Raw genomic sequence first — 15,631 nt, 5'->3', positions numbered from 1 at the left:
TTATGTTTACTTTGTTTTGTGGCTTTGTTTTATTTGGTCCATTTTTTTTGTCATTTCAACCGGAGGGAGAAATCACACTGGTAGATCGAGAAAGATTTGACGTTTTGATTGCGGAGTTTCTGGTGAGATTTCTCCCTCCGGTTGAAATGACAAGATTTGGATTAAATTTCAGATAAATAAAAAAACCTTTGTCAAAGTTTAAAATTTTGACAAAGGCTAATATTGGTGAGATTGAAATTTAATCCTTCTATTCTTCCGTGTCTTTAGTTTCTTCTAAATCTTGAGATTTTCTTCCAACTTTTATTTTTGGATTGTCTTGAGTTCCGGTAACTGTAAGTGGAATACCAAATATTCCAAATGGAGGCAAGCCTAAACGCATTTTTAAATTCAGTTTTCCGTCTAGACTTGTTGTGCCTTCAATTCTTGGTCTGAAACCGGCAAATTTAAATTTAAAGCGTTCAACAGTCATAATGTTGTTTTTAATCGTGGTCTTAATGTCGACTTTAGAAAGATCAGGATTTTTAATAGCTTCTGTACTTGTTTCCTTGCTAACGGCGGTGAACATTTTTAGACCTCTTACTTTTACATCTTTAACAGAAAGAATTCCGCCTCCAGAAAGTGATGGGTAAACAGGTTCCATTTTACCATTTAAACGCCCTTTTAGTTGATAATCTAAAGACACAATACCTTGAGCTTTCTCAGCAGCACTTGCCATTTTTCTAAAAACCTCAATTTCGTTATAAGCTCTTTTAATGTCAAAGTCTGATGCTTTTATAGCGTAATCAAAATTGGCTTTTTGAGGCGTCACAGCTTGGTAATTTGCATTCATAGAAACATTACAGCCAATTAGGTTAAAGCCGGTATTCTGCATTGTTAATTTTCCTTTGTTCATGCTTAAATTACCAACTGCATTTTGAAGTTTAAGTTTGTCAAAACTTACTTTTTGAGCGACAGCGTTAAACTGTAAATTCAAATTTGTTGGAATTATGATAACGCCAGTTTGTGCATTTTCTGCTTGTTTTGTTTCTGTTTTTGGCGATGAATTTTGTGTTACAGAGGTTTCTGCACTTGTGTTCGACATAAATTCATCAACATTAATGTATCGCGAAGTAGCTTTAAATTTGCCTTTTAATACACCAGTATTGGTTGTTACATAGTTAAAAACATTTTGCAAATATCCATTCATTTTAAAATCAGATTGGCCATAAGCTGCCAAAAAGTTGTTGAAAGACATTTTGTCCTGATTGATTTTGAAAATTCCTTCTTTAATAATGAATTTTTTAGGCAGGTATTCAGATGTAATTCCGATGTTTCTTAGTTCCAGTGTTCCTTTGTTGTATAGTTTGCTGTAATTTCCTTTTTCGGCATCGCTTTGTTTTCCTTTCAACACCACGTCAGCTTTTACGAAACCGTCAAGGTCAAGACCTTTTTGCGAGAAAACCTTATATATTTTGTTCACATCAAGTTCGCCCTTTGCTTTGATGTCGTAAGCTAAATCATCAAAATTGCTTAAATCTGCTTCAACAAAAACGGGTTTTCCCTCAAAAGTAAATTGAGCTGGTTTTAGTTTAATACTTAAGTCACCAAAAGTTCCCTTTGGATTATCGATTTTAGATTTTATCGTGATATTAGTAATTGGATTTGGATAATAAGGTGTTTTTAAATATCCGTTTTCCAAATCAATAGTTCCGTTAGTAACAGGCAGAAGTTTGTTTTTTAAATCAAATTTACCATTGGCTTTTATATCACTTGTTAAAGCTCCTTTTAATTCGATTTTTGGAATTCCAAGTGCTTTTGTCAGCTTTTCAAGATCAATTTTAGATTTAAAATCAGCATTGATTTCAGGAGTGTTTATGCCTTCTACATAGAATTTAGATTTCAAATAATCTTTATTCATGTTTAGAGATAAATTCTTTGCGTCAACCGTTAAAAGATCAGGGTTTAAAGACGGAACTTTTGTTTTTACATCTAAGTTTAAATTTGAAACAGGAAAAGGACTTTTGTTGTAATTCACAAATCCGCTGTCTATTTTTAAGTCTAGATTTAGATCAGGAGCTATGTTTTTTGATGCAATATAATCTCCTTTTAAAGTTAGAAGTAAATTGGTGTTTCCTTTTATTTCGGTTTTCGACAGCCAAGTAATGTATTTAGGTGGAAAAGCAGTGAAAACATCGTGCAAATCGCTGTTGTCAGATTTTATTACAAAATCCATATTGTAGCCGTCTTTTAAGAAATCAAATTTCCCTTTGAAATCAATTAAAAGCTGGTTTATTTTTAAGTTATTCTGTTGAAAGAAGAACGATAAGGAGTTAATGTTGACTTTTGTAATTAGATCAGCATTGACTTTTTTATTCATTAAATAAGGTTCATTTTCGTAAACGATATTTAATTTTTCAATTTTAGCTTTTGAGTATAAATCAAAAACAGCTTTATTTAAATCTCCTTTTCCTAAGTAATTAAATCCAAAAGCGTCGAAGTGAATCTTTGTTGATTGATCGTCGTAAATAATCTTACTGTTTAGTATTTCAATTCGTTCCAATTTCAAGGCAGTTTCTGTGCTGTCTTTATCTTCTGTGGCTGCGGCCTGTGATTTGTAAATGTTGTAATTTGCTTCTCCACTTGGGTTTACTTTTACATTTATAAAGGAATCCGATAGGTAAATCTGATCAATTTTTACAGATTTGCTAAAAATTAAACTGGCAACATTTATTCCAAAAGAAACTTCTTTGGCAGTAATAAACTTTTCGTTTGTGTATGGAGCTGAACCGTTAAGACTTAAATTGTCTAGGGTTAATGTAAGAGATGGGAAATGACGAAAAAAAGAAACCGAAACATCAGAATAATTGAGTTCGGCGCTTAGTCTTTCGTTGGCAATTTTTTTGATTTGATCTTTAATTTGATCTTCAAAAACAATAGGTGTTAAAAATAACAATCCTATAATAACGGCGAAAGTTATCCCTAAATACTTGGCAATTTTAAATACGATCGATCTGGATTTACTTTTTTGCATAGTAATTTGTGGTATTTAGTAAAATAATAATGTCAAAAAAAGAGTTTATTTATCCGTGTACAGTTTCTTTTTTACCATAATTGGTAATAATAGAACCTTCATATTCAATCCATTCTTTCCATCGTTTATCGATGTCAATATTGTCTTGGTATTTTCTTGCAAATCCTAAAAAAGTAGTATAATGTCCTGCTTCAGAAATCATTAAATCACGATAAAATTTGGCTAATTCTTCATCTTTAATATTTTCCGAAAGAACTTTAAAGCGTTCACAGCTTCGGGCTTCAATCATTGCTGAGAATAATAAACGGTCACATAGTGCATCACGTCTGCTTCCGTCTTTTTTCATGAATTTAAACAGCTCATTTACATAGTGGTCTTTGCGTTCACGTCCTAAAGTAAGTCCGCGTTTTTTTATAACATCATGTACCATTTGTAAGTGTTCCAACTCTTCGCGTGCAATTATGAGCATTTCGGTTACCAATTCTTCTAATTCAGAATTATAAGTAACAATACTTATTGCATTCGAAGCGGCTTTTTGTTCGCACCAGGCGTGATCTGTCAAAATTTCTTCAATATTCGACTCCACAATATTTACCCAGCGCGGGTCTGTAGCTAATTTTAATCCCAACATAATTTCCTTGCATTTTTAGTTCTTGCAAAATTAGTGTTTTTTATGACGAAAAGTCAGCAAATATCGTTCAAATACGCTCAAAAAAGCATTATTTTGTAAGTTGAAAAAAAATGATGAATCAGATAAAAAAACTTTTAATAATTGGATTTGTCTGGCCTGAGCCAAATTCTTCTGCTGCGGGCGGGAGGATGATGCAGTTGATTTCTGTTTTTATTGCAAATGGATATCAAATTACATTTGCAAGCCCAGCTTTAGACAGCGAATATATGGTTGACTTGTCTGAGTTTGGTGTCGAAAAAAAGAGTATCGAATTAAATAGTTCAACTTTTGATGACTTTATAATTGAATTAAATCCAGATGTGGTTTTGTTTGATCGTTTTATGATTGAGGAACAGTTTGGCTGGCGCGTAACGGAAAATTGCCCTAATGCAATTCGATTATTAGATACAGAAGATTTACATTGCTTAAGAACAGCAAGGCAAAAGGCATTTAAGGAAAATAGAGTTTTTCAGCTTACTGATTTGTTGTCTGAAGAAGTCGCAAAACGGGAAATCGCGAGTATTTTAAGATGTGATTTTTCTTTGATGATCTCACAGTTTGAAATGGATATTTTAAAAGATGTTTTTAAAATCAGTCCAAGTTTGTTGTTCTATCTGCCATTTTTAGTTGATGAAATGACTGAAGAAAGTTTGTTGAGATTACCTTCTTTTGAAGATCGAAAGAATTTTGTTTTTATTGGAAATTTTCTTCATGAACCAAATTGGAATACAGTTCAATATTTAAAAGAATCTATTTGGCCTTTGTTAAAAAAGGATTTTCCAGAGGCAGTTTTAGAGGTTTACGGTGCTTATCCTTCACAGAAAGTATTGCAATTGCATCAGCCTAAGAATGGTTTTTTTATTATGGGAAGGGCTGTAGATGCTAATGAAGTTGTAAAAAAATCAAGAGTAGTTTTGGCGCCAATTCGTTTTGGTGCTGGTTTAAAAGGAAAGTTGTTGGAAGCTATGCAGTGCGGAACTCCGAGTGTAACTACAACTATTGGTGCAGAAGCAATGAGCGGAGTATTAAATTGGAATGGATTTATAGAGGATGATCCGCAGGAATTTACGAAAAAAGCTATCGCACTTTATCAAGACGAAAATCTTTGGTTACAATCTCAAAAAAATGGTATTGTGATTATAAATGAATGTTATCAGAAAGATAATTATGCCGATGAATTAATGATAAAGGTAAATTTATTATTGATGAATTCTGATGAGCATCGTCTGCATAATTTTATGGGGAATTTATTGCAGCATCATGCATACAGAAGTACAATGTACATGTCGAAATGGATTGAGGCTAAGAATAAAAACTAAATATTAGTTTTAAAGAAAAAAAAATCCCAATTACAATTGTAATTGGGATTTTTGAGTTTTAACGTAAATTGAAAACTATTTTAAAGTGCCTTTAATGTCTTGAATAGTTGTGGCATGATAACCAGATTTTGCTTTGTTGAAAATTTGGTTTGCCCAAACTTTTCCTTCTGGTGATTTTACCATTTCTTTATAAAGCATCATTACAGATCCAGTTCTGCTGCTTCCAATTAAAAACTGCTCTATAGCGGGATTAGCAGCTTTGTACTGATGACGAATTGCCTGAACAAACCATTGACGTTTGATGATGAAATTTCCACCTTTTGTAAAGTTGAATTCCTTATCAAGTTCTTCCATTTCTTTTGGTGTAATATCTGTTGGAAGATGATCTATAAAATGTTGTTTTTCTGTAGTTGTTTTAATTTTTTCGCTTAAACCTTTTACGCCGGTTTCTCTCCAGCTTTTTTGGATTTTATCAATAGCGTCAAAATCGGCAGAGCTTACAGGAGTTATATTTGATGGAATTCCAGGTTTGAAAATCCAATCTTCCAGTTTTATTTTATCAGCAAGAGCTTTGTCGCCTTTAATAAGGTTTTCGTTAAAATATTTGATAAAATCATCTGTAGTGATTGATTTGAAAGCGTGCGCATCAAAATAGTTTTTGATAAAAACATCAAATTTTTCGCGTCCTACAGCGTTTTCAATTACTTTCAAAAATGCATATCCTTTTACATAAGGAATCATGCTGATTCCATCATCAGGGTTTCTTCCTGTAAGGCTCACTTTTAATCTAGTGTCAGGATTTGTATCGCCATATTCAGCTACATTATCAACTAATTCTTTACGAATGATAACGTTTTGCATTTCAAATTCTTTTTGACCAAAAATTGCTTCGCCAATTCGGTGTTCGACATAGGTTGTGAAACCTTCGTTTAACCAAATATCATCCCAAGTTGCATTTGTAACTAAATTTCCGCTCCAGCTGTGTCCTAATTCATGTGCTAATAAGCTTGTCAATGAGCGATCTCCTGCAATAACTCCCGGAGTTAAGAATGTTAAGTTAGGGTTTTCCATTCCGCCATAAGGGAAACTTGGCGGTAAAACCAAAACGTCATAACGTCCCCAACGATATGGACCATAAAGTTTTTCGGCAGCAACGACCATTTTTCCAAGCTCAGCAAATTCCCAAGCCGATTTTTTCAGCATTGATGGCTCTGCATAAACGCCAGTTCTGTTGTCGATTGATTGAAATTCAATATCTCCAACTGCAATTGCCATTAAATAAGATGGAATTGCTTTGTCTTGTTTAAAAGTATAAACTCCAGTATTATTTTTCTTCTGCGGATTTACAGCGCTCATTATGGCTAGTAAATCTTTAGGAACTGTAACTTTTGCATTGTAAGTAAAACGAATTCCTGGTGAATCCTGACAAGGTATCCAAGTACGTGACCAAACGCTTTCTCCTTGAGAGAAAAGAAAAGGTTTCTTTTTGTCAGCCGTTTGTTCTGGTTTTAACCATTGTAAAGCTACTGCATCTTTAGTGGTGTTGTAGTAGATGTTTACTTTGGTTGTATTTGGTTCTATTGTAATATGAAGTGGTTTTCCGTGAAATTCAGTGTCTTTTCCAAGTTCAAACTTTGTTTCTTTTTCATCATCACCTAAAGTTACTTTGGTAATATTTAAAGTGTTTTCGTCGAAAATAATCTCGTTTCCTTTACTGATGTTGTCAATTAGCCAAGATGCTTTTCCAGAAATAGTCTGTGTGTCAAAATCAACTTTTATGTCAAGATCTAGATGTTTAACTACAGCAAGTTCTGGTTTAGAATAGCTGTGTTCGTCTGTAGCGACTGCTGGTTTTTCTGTTTGGTCCTTTTTCTGACAGGCGATTGCTGCTAGGAATAAAGTTACAAGGATTAGTTTTTTCATTTTATCAAGTATTGAATTTGTGGGCGAAAATTAAACAAAAAATCCCGTTTTGAATAAACAAAACGGGATTTTATTAAATATAACCTTCGACTTGGCTCAGGTTGACCCTTTGGCTTCGCTCAGGATAAACATTGAAATTATGCCAACATTGTAACTGGGCTTTCGATGTATTGTTTTAATGTTTGTAAGAACTGAGCGCCAGTTGCACCGTCAATTGTTCTGTGGTCACAAGCTAATGATAACATCATTGTATTTCCAACTACGATTTGACCGTTTTTAACTACTGGTTTCTCAACAATTGCACCTACAGAAAGGATAGCAGAGTTTGGCTGGTTGATAATTGAATTGAATTCAGTAATACCAAACATTCCAAGGTTAGATACTGTAAAAGTACTTCCTTCCATTTCTTGTGGTCCAAGTTTTTTGTTTTTAGCTCTTCCTGCAAGATCTCTTACTGAAGCACCAATTTGAGATAAACTCATAGCGTCAGTAAATCGTAATACAGGAACTACTAATCCGTCTTCAACAGCTACAGCTACACCAATATTTACGTGGTGGTTGATGATGATTGCATCTTCTTTCCACTGAGAGTTGATTTTTGGGTGTTTTTTCAATGCTAAAGCACAAGCTTTAATTACCATATCGTTGAAAGATACTTTTGTATCAGGAACAGTATTGATTGTAGCTCTTGCGCCCATTGCTTCGTCCATGCTTACTTCGATCACTAAGTTATAGTGAGGAGCTGTAAATAAAGATTCTGCAAGACGTTTTGCAATAATTTTACGCATTTGAGAGTTTTTAATCTCTTCTGTGTAAACTTCACCAGCAGGTACAAATACTTTTGGTGCGGCAGGAGCAGATGCTTCTTGTTTAGCAGCTGGTGCTGAAGCAGCAGGTTGTGCTTGTGTAGATGGAGTGAAGTTTTCGATATCGCTTTTTACGATACGTCCATTTTCTCCAGATCCTTTAACTTGGCTTAATTGAATTCCTTTGTCAGAAGCAATTTTCTTAGCTAAAGGTGAAGCTAAAATTCTTCCTCCGTTTGAAGTTTCAGCAACAGTTTCAGTTGCTTGAGCAGCAGCAGGAGCAGCTTTTGTTTCTTCTGCAGCAGGAGCACTTGCAGTTGTAGCGCCTCCAGCAGTATAATTGTCGGCAATTCCAGAAATATCAGTTCCAGCAGGTCCAATGATCGCTAGTAAGCTGTCAACAGGAGCAGTGTTTCCTTCTTGAATTCCGATGTATAATAATGTTCCAGCATTGAAAGACTCAAACTCCATAGTAGCTTTGTCTGTTTCAATTTCTGCTAAAATATCACCTTCAGCTACAGTGTCGCCAACTTTTTTCAACCAAGTTGCTACTGTACCTTCGGTCATAGTGTCGCTCAAACGAGGCATAGTTACAACAATAACACCTTTTGGTAATTCAGTTGCAGCTTTTGCAGGAGCAGTTTCAGTTTTTGCTTCAGCAGCAGGAGCATCCGCTTTAGGAGCTTCGGCAGCAGGAGCGTCACCACCAGCTAAAAGAGCAGAAATATCTTCTCCTTCGTTACCAATGATTGCTAATAATGAATCAACAGGAGCAGTTTCTCCAGCTTGAATTCCAATATGTAAAAGAGTTCCTTCGTTAAAAGATTCGAACTCCATTGTTGCTTTGTCTGTTTCAATTTCAGCAAGAATATCTCCTTCGCTGATTTTGTCGCCTACTTTTTTAAGCCAAGTTGCTACCGTTCCTTCCGTCATAGTATCGCTCAAACGAGGCATAGTTACTTTAATCGCCATGATGTTATAGTTTATGAGGTGTAAATGGATAGTCTTCTTGTGCGTATACTACGTCGTATAATTGTTGTAAATCTGGATATGGAGATTCTTCAGCAAATTTCTGACATTCTTCAACCAAGTCTTTAACTCTTTGGTCAATTACTTCAATTTCTTCTTCGGTAGCATATTTTTGATCCAAGATTACATCAAGAACTTGTGTAATTGGGTCGATTTTTTTGTACTCTTCAACCTCTTCTTTAGAACGGTATAATTGTGCATCAGACATAGAGTGTCCTCTGTAACGGTACGTTTTCATTTCAAGGAAAGTTGGTCCGTCTCCACGACGAGCTCTGTCAATTGCTTCAGTCATTGCTTCAGCAACTTTTACAGGATTCATTCCGTCAACAGGTCCGCATGGCATTTCGTAACCTAAACCAAGTTTCCAGATGTCAGTATGGTTTGCAGTTCTTTCAACAGAAGTTCCCATTGCATAACCGTTGTTTTCAACGATAAATACAACTGGTAATTTCCATAGCATAGCCATGTTGAAAGCTTCGTGTAATGAACCTTGTCTAGCAGCTCCGTCACCAAAATAAGTCATGGTAACACCGCCAGTGTTGAAATATTTATCAGCGAAAGCTAAACCAGCTCCCACAGGAATTTGTCCACCTACGATTCCGTGCCCTCCGTAAAAACGGTGCTCTTTAGAGAAAATGTGCATAGAACCTCCCATGCCTTTAGAGGTACCTGTTGCTTTTCCTAAAAGTTCTGCCATTACGTTTCTAGGATCAACTCCCATACCAATTGGCTGAACGTGGTTTCTGTATGCAGTAATCATTTTGTCTTTAGTCAAGTCCATAGCGTGCAATGCACCTGCTAATACAGCTTCTTGACCATTATATAGGTGTAAAAAACCTCTAACTTTTTGTTGAATGTATAATGCTGCAAGTTTGTCTTCAAACTTTCTCCAAAGCAGCATGTCTTCGTACCACTTTAAATATACTTCTTTTGTAACTTCTTTCATCTGAATTCTTTCTTTTGCTAAAGTTTGTTTGTGTTATCAATTGTTGCCTATAACGCAAAATAGTTTCCTCCCACAAATTTGCGCCCGAAAGGTCGGGATGCAAAAATAAGACATTCCTATTAAGAAGTAAAATTTAAAAGGCACTTTTTGGCTTTTTTTTACAAGAACTTTTTATCAAACATAAAAGGGAGTAAATTTTTTAGGGATGCTGATTTATAAACTTCGCCAATTTCGCCCATAAAATAGATTTCAATAGGGGTATCTTGTTTGATTTCGTATTCTGCAATTGACTGACGGCATGATCCACAAGGCGGAATCGGTGCTTTGGTTTGATTGGTGTCTGAAGCTGCTGTAATAGCTATTTTTAAAATTTTGGCTTCTGGATATATACTTCCTGCGTGAAAAATAGCAACTCTTTCGGCACATAATCCTGATGGATAGGCAGCATTTTCTTGATTTGAGCCTAAAACTATTTTTCCATTGTCTAAAAGTAAAGCGGCTCCAACTCTAAATTGAGAATAGGGAGCATATGCTTTTTTACGAATTTCTACGGCCTGTGTCATTAAATCCTGAATTTCTTCTGAAACTTCTTTTATAGATTCATAAACTGTAAATGATGATGTAATGCTTATTTCTTTCATTTCTTTTTATGGGAAAAAAAATCCAAATTTCTAAGTTTTTAGAAATTTGGATTTGTGATTGTTTTTTATTTGATCTTTTTAATATACTTCGTATTTGTCTCCAAAGTTAAAGGTTAAAGAAAAGCGAAGTGTATTTTCTAAAGGATTTTTAACATTTGATGATGAGAATAAATAAGACACGTCAACTTTCATGATGTTGTATTTAAATCCGGCTCCTAAAGAAAAGAACTGTTTTGCTCCTTTCATTGGGCTTTCGTGGTAATAACCTAAACGCATAGCAAAGGCATCTTGATACATATATTCTGCAGCAACGCTGTAGGTTATTTCTTTTATCTCTTCACTGAAGCCTCCCGGTGCATCTCCAAATGATTTGAATATTCCTGATACCCAGCCTGTATCTTTGTAGTTTTTATAGTTTATAGAATTTGCTTCTTCTTGTGAGATATCTTCAGGATCTGTAAAATCGCCGTCGCCATTTGTGTCCACAGGTGTTCCTAGTCCAGGAGGTGTAGGGACTAAAAGTTTTGTCAACTCTACAGAAACTGCTAATTTGTTATAATCATCAAAAATAAAATCAAATCCACCACCGACTCTTAAATTTGCAGGTAAAAAGTTTGAGCTTAAATCGTCGTTGTCATAGCTTATTTTTTGACCTAAATTTTGAACATTGAAACCTGCTCTCCATCTTCCGTTAAAATCACGGTATGCAATTTCTTCTGATTGATAAAAACCAGCTACGTCTACAGCAAATGATCTAGCGGCAGAAGCATCGACTTCTCCAGACGGAATTTTTAGGTTTGAGCTAATAAAACGTGCCGCAACAGCCATCGAGAATTTTTCGCTTAATTTTAATGAGTAAGAACCGTCAAATGCAAGTTCATTTGGGCTTACTTCTCTGGTAGGTTCACTTGGATCTCCAGTTTCTCTTAGTTCAATTCCTCCAAAACCAAAATATCTAAGGCTTCCTGCAAAAGCACTTCGTTCGTTTATTTTGTTGTAATAAGTTAATTGTCCAAGTGAAATGTCATTGGCTAGATCTGTTAAATAAGGTGTGTAGCTGATTGATAAACCTTGTGCATCTTCTGAAAAAGCATATTTAGCGGGATTCCATTGTTGAGAAAAAACATCTGAAGAAGTAGCAACACCTTGATCGGCAAGACCGGCAGCTCTCGCGTCTGCAGCGACTAATAAAAAGGGTACTCCTGTTGTAATGGGACGTTCAATATTTTGGGCTTTTGCGAATGAAATAATTAATAAAGAAATTAATAAAAACGATATTTTTTTCATTTGTGGGGATAAAGGTATTTATGTTACAAATATATATATTATTATAGAATTACAAGTTTTTCGTATTTTTCTGCTTTTTTATTTGTTAAATTAGATCGAACAGTAAGTTTATAAATGTAAACTCCTTTTCCAATTCGATCGCCAAAATCATCTTTGCCATCCCATGATATTTCCCTAGATAAAAAGCCTTCTGTAGTAATAATTTGGTTTTTTGTCCAAACTACTTTTCCTGTTATTGTCATTACCTGAACCTGAACATCCAACGGCTCATAAGGTCTGTTGTGAGAAAACCAGAATTGAGTATAAGTTGAAAATGGATTAGGATAATTAAGAACGTGTGTTAATGTTAATGCATCGTCGCCAACAACTATAAACTGTATTTCGCTTGTTACAGGATTGTTGTAAACATCCCAGGCGGTGAAACTAATTGTGTGCAGACCTGGAGCTAAATTTCGCAAAGGAAAACGTAGATTTCCGTTTGTATAGTCGTCTAATTTTGTTTGGTAGTAGTCATTCAAAATATATTGATTGCTTACATCTCCATCCAAAATGGCAATTATATCGTGACCAATTCCGCCGGCAGTGTTGATGCCGTTTTCGTCTTCTAGGAACGCTAAAAGAAAGGGTGAATCGTTTGTAATTCCGCCAGATACAAAAGTCTCATCGTTCATATATAACTTAACTTTTGGACTTATATTGTCTTGTGGTGCATTTTCGTTTATACCGCCAATTTTAATGATAGATGTACTGCCGGTTTGGTTTTCGAGTGCTTGATTTTTCTTTGAATAAAAACTAATTCGACCATAGTCAACAGGTATTCTAATGTCTCTTGGTACAACAAAACTAAATTCAAATTGACCGTTAGTTACAGATGCATTTCCTCTAAAAATGGTTTCTCCTAGAGTTTTGAATGAAATTGCAGGGCTGTATCCGTCATTGTTTAATGTTGAAGCTGTAATCATTTTGTCAAAAATGGCAGTTGAAAGTTCTCCATTGTAATTGCTTAAAATAATATTGTTTTCGTCTGTTACTTCACCTGTGATTTTGATTTTTGATAATGATTTAAAATCAGGAATTGGCTGTGAAATCGCAATATCATTTACTTTGGTTAAATTAATTTTAGGTTTTGGGATAGCGAGCATTAATGCAGGATCGCCTATGTATACGATAACATTGCTAGAGGCGCTTGGGTTTTCGTTTTTCGAAATTCGCAGTGATTCAGCAATGCTGTTGTACTGATTGGAGTCATAGGAAAGAAGGTTTTTGCTTAAATTGTCGTTGAAATTTTCGGCATTAAACTGACCTATCGCTCGAGTGGTTGTGAGCATTGAGATGGCTCCGCCTTTTGGGTTCCAAAAAGTATACTCGCCAGCGGTTGGTCTTGTTGGGTCGTCAAATCTTGAAAACTCACAGGTTATTGTAATAAAAAGCGGGTATTTGTATTGATTGTTTAGGTTTTGTCCGTCGGACTTTTCCCAGATTCGTTCACTTGCTAAGCCGTCTTCTCCTCCGTGCCCTAAATAATTAAAAACTAAAGCTCCTTTTTCGAAAGCATTAAAAAAATCAGTTCTAGCTTTTGGATAGCGCGATCCGCCGGCAGAAGCTTCTTGTGTATAAGAATCTAAAATGATTTTGTCGATATTGAAAAAAGGTTTTTCTGCAGCAATTACATCTGCTAAATTGTTTTGGCGAGTTTGTAAAGAAGCATCAGAACTTTGGTCGGAATCATCGCTTATTAAAACGAAGTTGTTTCTCCAGTTTCCGTAAGATTTTGTGTTGTGATATTCAAGTACCTTGTTGACCATTTCTTGTGCTTGAACATTGTCTGAGACTAACATTCGACCAATGGCAATGTCAATTCCTCCAAAAGGATAGCCAACAATTCCTTCGTTGGAATCCATTAAGCCATAAAAATCATCAGAGGCAAATGATGCTTCGCCAGTTGTATTACTTATTGGAGATTGATAAATAGGTACAATATTGGTGTTGTTTGGAATTCTGTTTTTGTAATCATAAGAAGCATCACCAAATAGGTTTACGTATTTTATTCTTTTTTCGGGAGATGATGCGTTGTCGTAGATGTATTTAATGCAGTTTCTAATCGCTGCAATGTCTTGTTTGCCTGATGAAAATTCCTGATAGATATTTTCAAGCGCAATAACTTTTACATTTAGGTTTGAATTAGTGCGATGAAAAACGGCTAATTTTTCTGCTTGTGAGGTTAATGATTTTGGGGTTATAATTACGTAATCAATATCTTGGAAGCCATTTTGATTGTTTTTAAAAAGTGTTCCTTTTAAGTTTTGATTTGCAATTTTAGACTGATTTTCTTTTAAAGGAGTGTAGTAATCTGCAGCATCAAGTGCAATATATTTTCTAACTTCTCCAAGGTTTGCTTTGAAGCTGAAAACAGCTTGATTTGGGTTTTCAAATTTCGATATATTATATAGGTCTGTAATATCCCAAATTTGAGAAATTGTCGAAGCGTTTCCAATAGTATAATTTACAATTCCGGTTGTTGATCCGGCAGCGTTATATTGAAACTTGAATTGTTTGTTTGTGCCAAGAAGTTTTCTTTTTGCAGTTAAATTGATGTAGTCAAGAAAGCCTTTTGAGCCCGGTACACCATTGTTATTATAGGTGAGTTTTATTTTTATGTTTTCTGTACCAGGAAATGTTGTGTTTGCAGGTAGCTTTTGTGTTAGATACTTGATTTCGGAACTTGTAGAAAGGCTGTTGAAGTTTATAGTTCCAATGTTTTGACCATTTGAAGAAATAGTAAAGGAAGTAGGGGTAAAGGCTGCCGAGGCTGCATTTAGTTCAATTTTTACTGGCGATGATGTGTCAATGTTTGGAAAGTTAAAAGAAAACTCTTGTTCCTGATTGATGTCAAATGCTTCTCCTAGCCATTGCCTTCCTAAATGAACAAGATTAGTTTGGTCTGCTTCATGAAACTGATAGTCATCAAACGTGTTGAGTTCTAAAGTGCTGATTCCTGATGGTTGACTTGCATTTGGAATTCTTTTGCCTTCTCCTCCGGAACTGGTGATATAATAGTATGATTTTGTATCGTATAAATTTAAATTTGTTTGGCTTTCAGTACTCCAGTTCTCAGTGCCTTCTGCATAGAAAAGAATGTAATCTTCATTGTTGAAAATACCGTCATTTTCTCCAATAACTTGGATTGCATTTTCGGTTAGATCTTCGGGGTAATAAATGTTGTTTGATAAAGGGAGCATTTGTCCGCCATTACCATAAATTTTTATTCTTTTTGGATCTTCTTTTCCGACATCAAAACCTAAGCTTTGCAAAAAAGATTTTGAAATTTTGTAGACTCCTGATTTTTCAACATAAAAATGATACCAATCGCCCGAAGCTAATACGGAATTTGTGATGGAATTTGATTTTTGAAAAGCTGTTGAATTGCTGTTTTTTGAAGCAGTATTTGTGATGAAATAAGAAAATGATCGCAGACGTTTGAAATTATTTCCTTCCTTTATAATAGGGTATAGAAACAGAAAGTTTTGTTTTGTGTCTCTAGCACTTGTGCTTTTTAACGATTCGTTAAGTTTATCTGGGATGTTTTCAGGGTTTAAGTCGCCTAAATCGGTTCTTGAAATTGGTTGGTAAATGGTATTTGTAATTTGTACAGAAGAATTATTTGAAATGTTTGACTGATTTAGGTTGAGCAGGAGTGTTAAGTTTTTTTAGTAATGTCGTAACGAAAAGTATTTCCTGAAAAGTAAGGAATTATGGTTTTAAAGTCGCCGTAATTCATCTCCTTTTTGGTTTGCCAATCAAGTGTCAAGCTCCCGTTTAACTGAGAGAATGAGAGAATTGGAAGCAACAGGAAGTATACTATTAGAAACTGTTTCATTATCTGAAAAAGCAAAATTTAATTAAAATAAAATTAGTAGGTAAAAATATAGTATTTCATGTTACAGTAAATAATAAAAAGTATATTTTTGCGTTCGTAACTATAGGTTATTTTCTGGTAAAA

General features: G+C 34.8%; 8 protein-coding genes and 1 pseudogene. 1 reads left to right on the top strand and 8 read right to left on the bottom strand.

Annotated elements, in window-relative coordinates:
- Positions 1–247: 247 nt before the first annotated feature.
- Both BOW57_RS04300 and BOW57_RS04295 read right to left on the bottom strand, forming a co-directional pair.
- The gene (locus tag BOW57_RS04300) at positions 248–3,010 is read right to left on the bottom strand and encodes an AsmA-like C-terminal region-containing protein (RefSeq protein ID WP_129053155.1); all 2,763 of its coding nucleotides are present in this window, start codon (positions 3,008–3,010) and stop codon (positions 248–250) included.
- A gap of 49 nt (positions 3,011–3,059) precedes the next feature.
- The gene (locus tag BOW57_RS04295; RefSeq protein ID WP_089057510.1) at positions 3,060–3,641 is read right to left on the bottom strand and encodes a tRNA-(ms[2]io[6]A)-hydroxylase; all 582 of its coding nucleotides are present in this window, start codon (positions 3,639–3,641) and stop codon (positions 3,060–3,062) included.
- A gap of 113 nt (positions 3,642–3,754) precedes the next feature.
- Between BOW57_RS04295 and BOW57_RS04290 the strand changes: the two genes are divergently transcribed.
- Positions 3,755–4,999, top strand: a complete 1,245-nt coding sequence (locus BOW57_RS04290; RefSeq protein ID WP_129053217.1) for a glycosyltransferase — start codon at positions 3,755–3,757, stop codon at positions 4,997–4,999.
- A 75-nt stretch (positions 5,000–5,074) separates the two neighbouring features.
- Here BOW57_RS04290 and BOW57_RS04285 read toward each other — a convergent pair whose 3' ends face one another.
- The 6 genes and pseudogenes from BOW57_RS04285 to porU form a co-directional block, all read right to left on the bottom strand.
- Positions 5,075–6,922 carry a hydrolase/aminopeptidase gene (locus tag BOW57_RS04285; protein WP_129053154.1) on the bottom strand — a complete coding sequence of 616 codons (1,848 nt, stop codon included), beginning with the start codon at positions 6,920–6,922 and terminating at the stop codon, positions 5,075–5,077.
- 137 nt (positions 6,923–7,059) lie between these two features.
- Positions 7,060–8,700 (bottom strand): pyruvate dehydrogenase complex dihydrolipoamide acetyltransferase, encoded by a 1,641-nt coding sequence (locus BOW57_RS04280; RefSeq protein ID WP_129053153.1) that lies wholly within the window; start codon positions 8,698–8,700, stop codon positions 7,060–7,062.
- Between the two features lie 4 nt (positions 8,701–8,704).
- Positions 8,705–9,703, bottom strand: a complete 999-nt coding sequence (pdhA, locus tag BOW57_RS04275; RefSeq protein WP_089052629.1) for a pyruvate dehydrogenase (acetyl-transferring) E1 component subunit alpha — start codon at positions 9,701–9,703, stop codon at positions 8,705–8,707.
- A gap of 158 nt (positions 9,704–9,861) precedes the next feature.
- Positions 9,862–10,344 carry a cytidine deaminase gene (cdd, locus tag BOW57_RS04270; protein WP_089052630.1) on the bottom strand — a complete coding sequence of 161 codons (483 nt, stop codon included), beginning with the start codon at positions 10,342–10,344 and terminating at the stop codon, positions 9,862–9,864.
- Positions 10,345–10,422: 78 nt separating this feature from the next.
- Entirely contained in the window at positions 10,423–11,631 is a 1,209-nt protein-coding gene (gene porV, locus BOW57_RS04265) for a type IX secretion system outer membrane channel protein PorV (RefSeq protein ID WP_129053152.1), read from the bottom strand.
- A gap of 41 nt (positions 11,632–11,672) precedes the next feature.
- Positions 11,673–15,508: pseudogene (porU, locus tag BOW57_RS04260) on the bottom strand (type IX secretion system sortase PorU).
- Between the last annotated feature and the right edge of the window lie 123 nt (positions 15,509–15,631).

Origin of the sequence: Flavobacterium sp. YO64, from assembly GCF_004119505.1 — a bacterium.
In the GTDB taxonomy this organism is placed as follows: Bacteria; Bacteroidota; Bacteroidia; order Flavobacteriales; family Flavobacteriaceae; genus Flavobacterium; species Flavobacterium oncorhynchi.
The sequence above is the reverse complement of the archived record's forward strand: the minus strand, read 5'-3'. Positions and strand labels throughout refer to the sequence as shown.

What these genes read in the sequence shown, in the direction of transcription:
- BOW57_RS04300 (WP_129053155.1), bottom strand. Translation starts at nt 3,010, where the DNA reads ATGCAAAAAAGTAAATCCAGATCGATCGTATTTAAAATTGCCAAGTAT.
- BOW57_RS04295 (WP_089057510.1), bottom strand. Translation starts at nt 3,641, where the DNA reads ATGTTGGGATTAAAATTAGCTACAGACCCGCGCTGGGTAAATATTGTG.
- BOW57_RS04290 (WP_129053217.1), top strand. Translation starts at nt 3,755, where the DNA reads ATGAATCAGATAAAAAAACTTTTAATAATTGGATTTGTCTGGCCTGAG.
- BOW57_RS04285 (WP_129053154.1), bottom strand. Translation starts at nt 6,922, where the DNA reads ATGAAAAAACTAATCCTTGTAACTTTATTCCTAGCAGCAATCGCCTGT.
- BOW57_RS04280 (WP_129053153.1), bottom strand. Translation starts at nt 8,700, where the DNA reads ATGGCGATTAAAGTAACTATGCCTCGTTTGAGCGATACTATGACGGAA.
- pdhA (WP_089052629.1), bottom strand. Translation starts at nt 9,703, where the DNA reads ATGAAAGAAGTTACAAAAGAAGTATATTTAAAGTGGTACGAAGACATG.
- cdd (WP_089052630.1), bottom strand. Translation starts at nt 10,344, where the DNA reads ATGAAAGAAATAAGCATTACATCATCATTTACAGTTTATGAATCTATA.
- porV (WP_129053152.1), bottom strand. Translation starts at nt 11,631, where the DNA reads ATGAAAAAAATATCGTTTTTATTAATTTCTTTATTAATTATTTCATTC.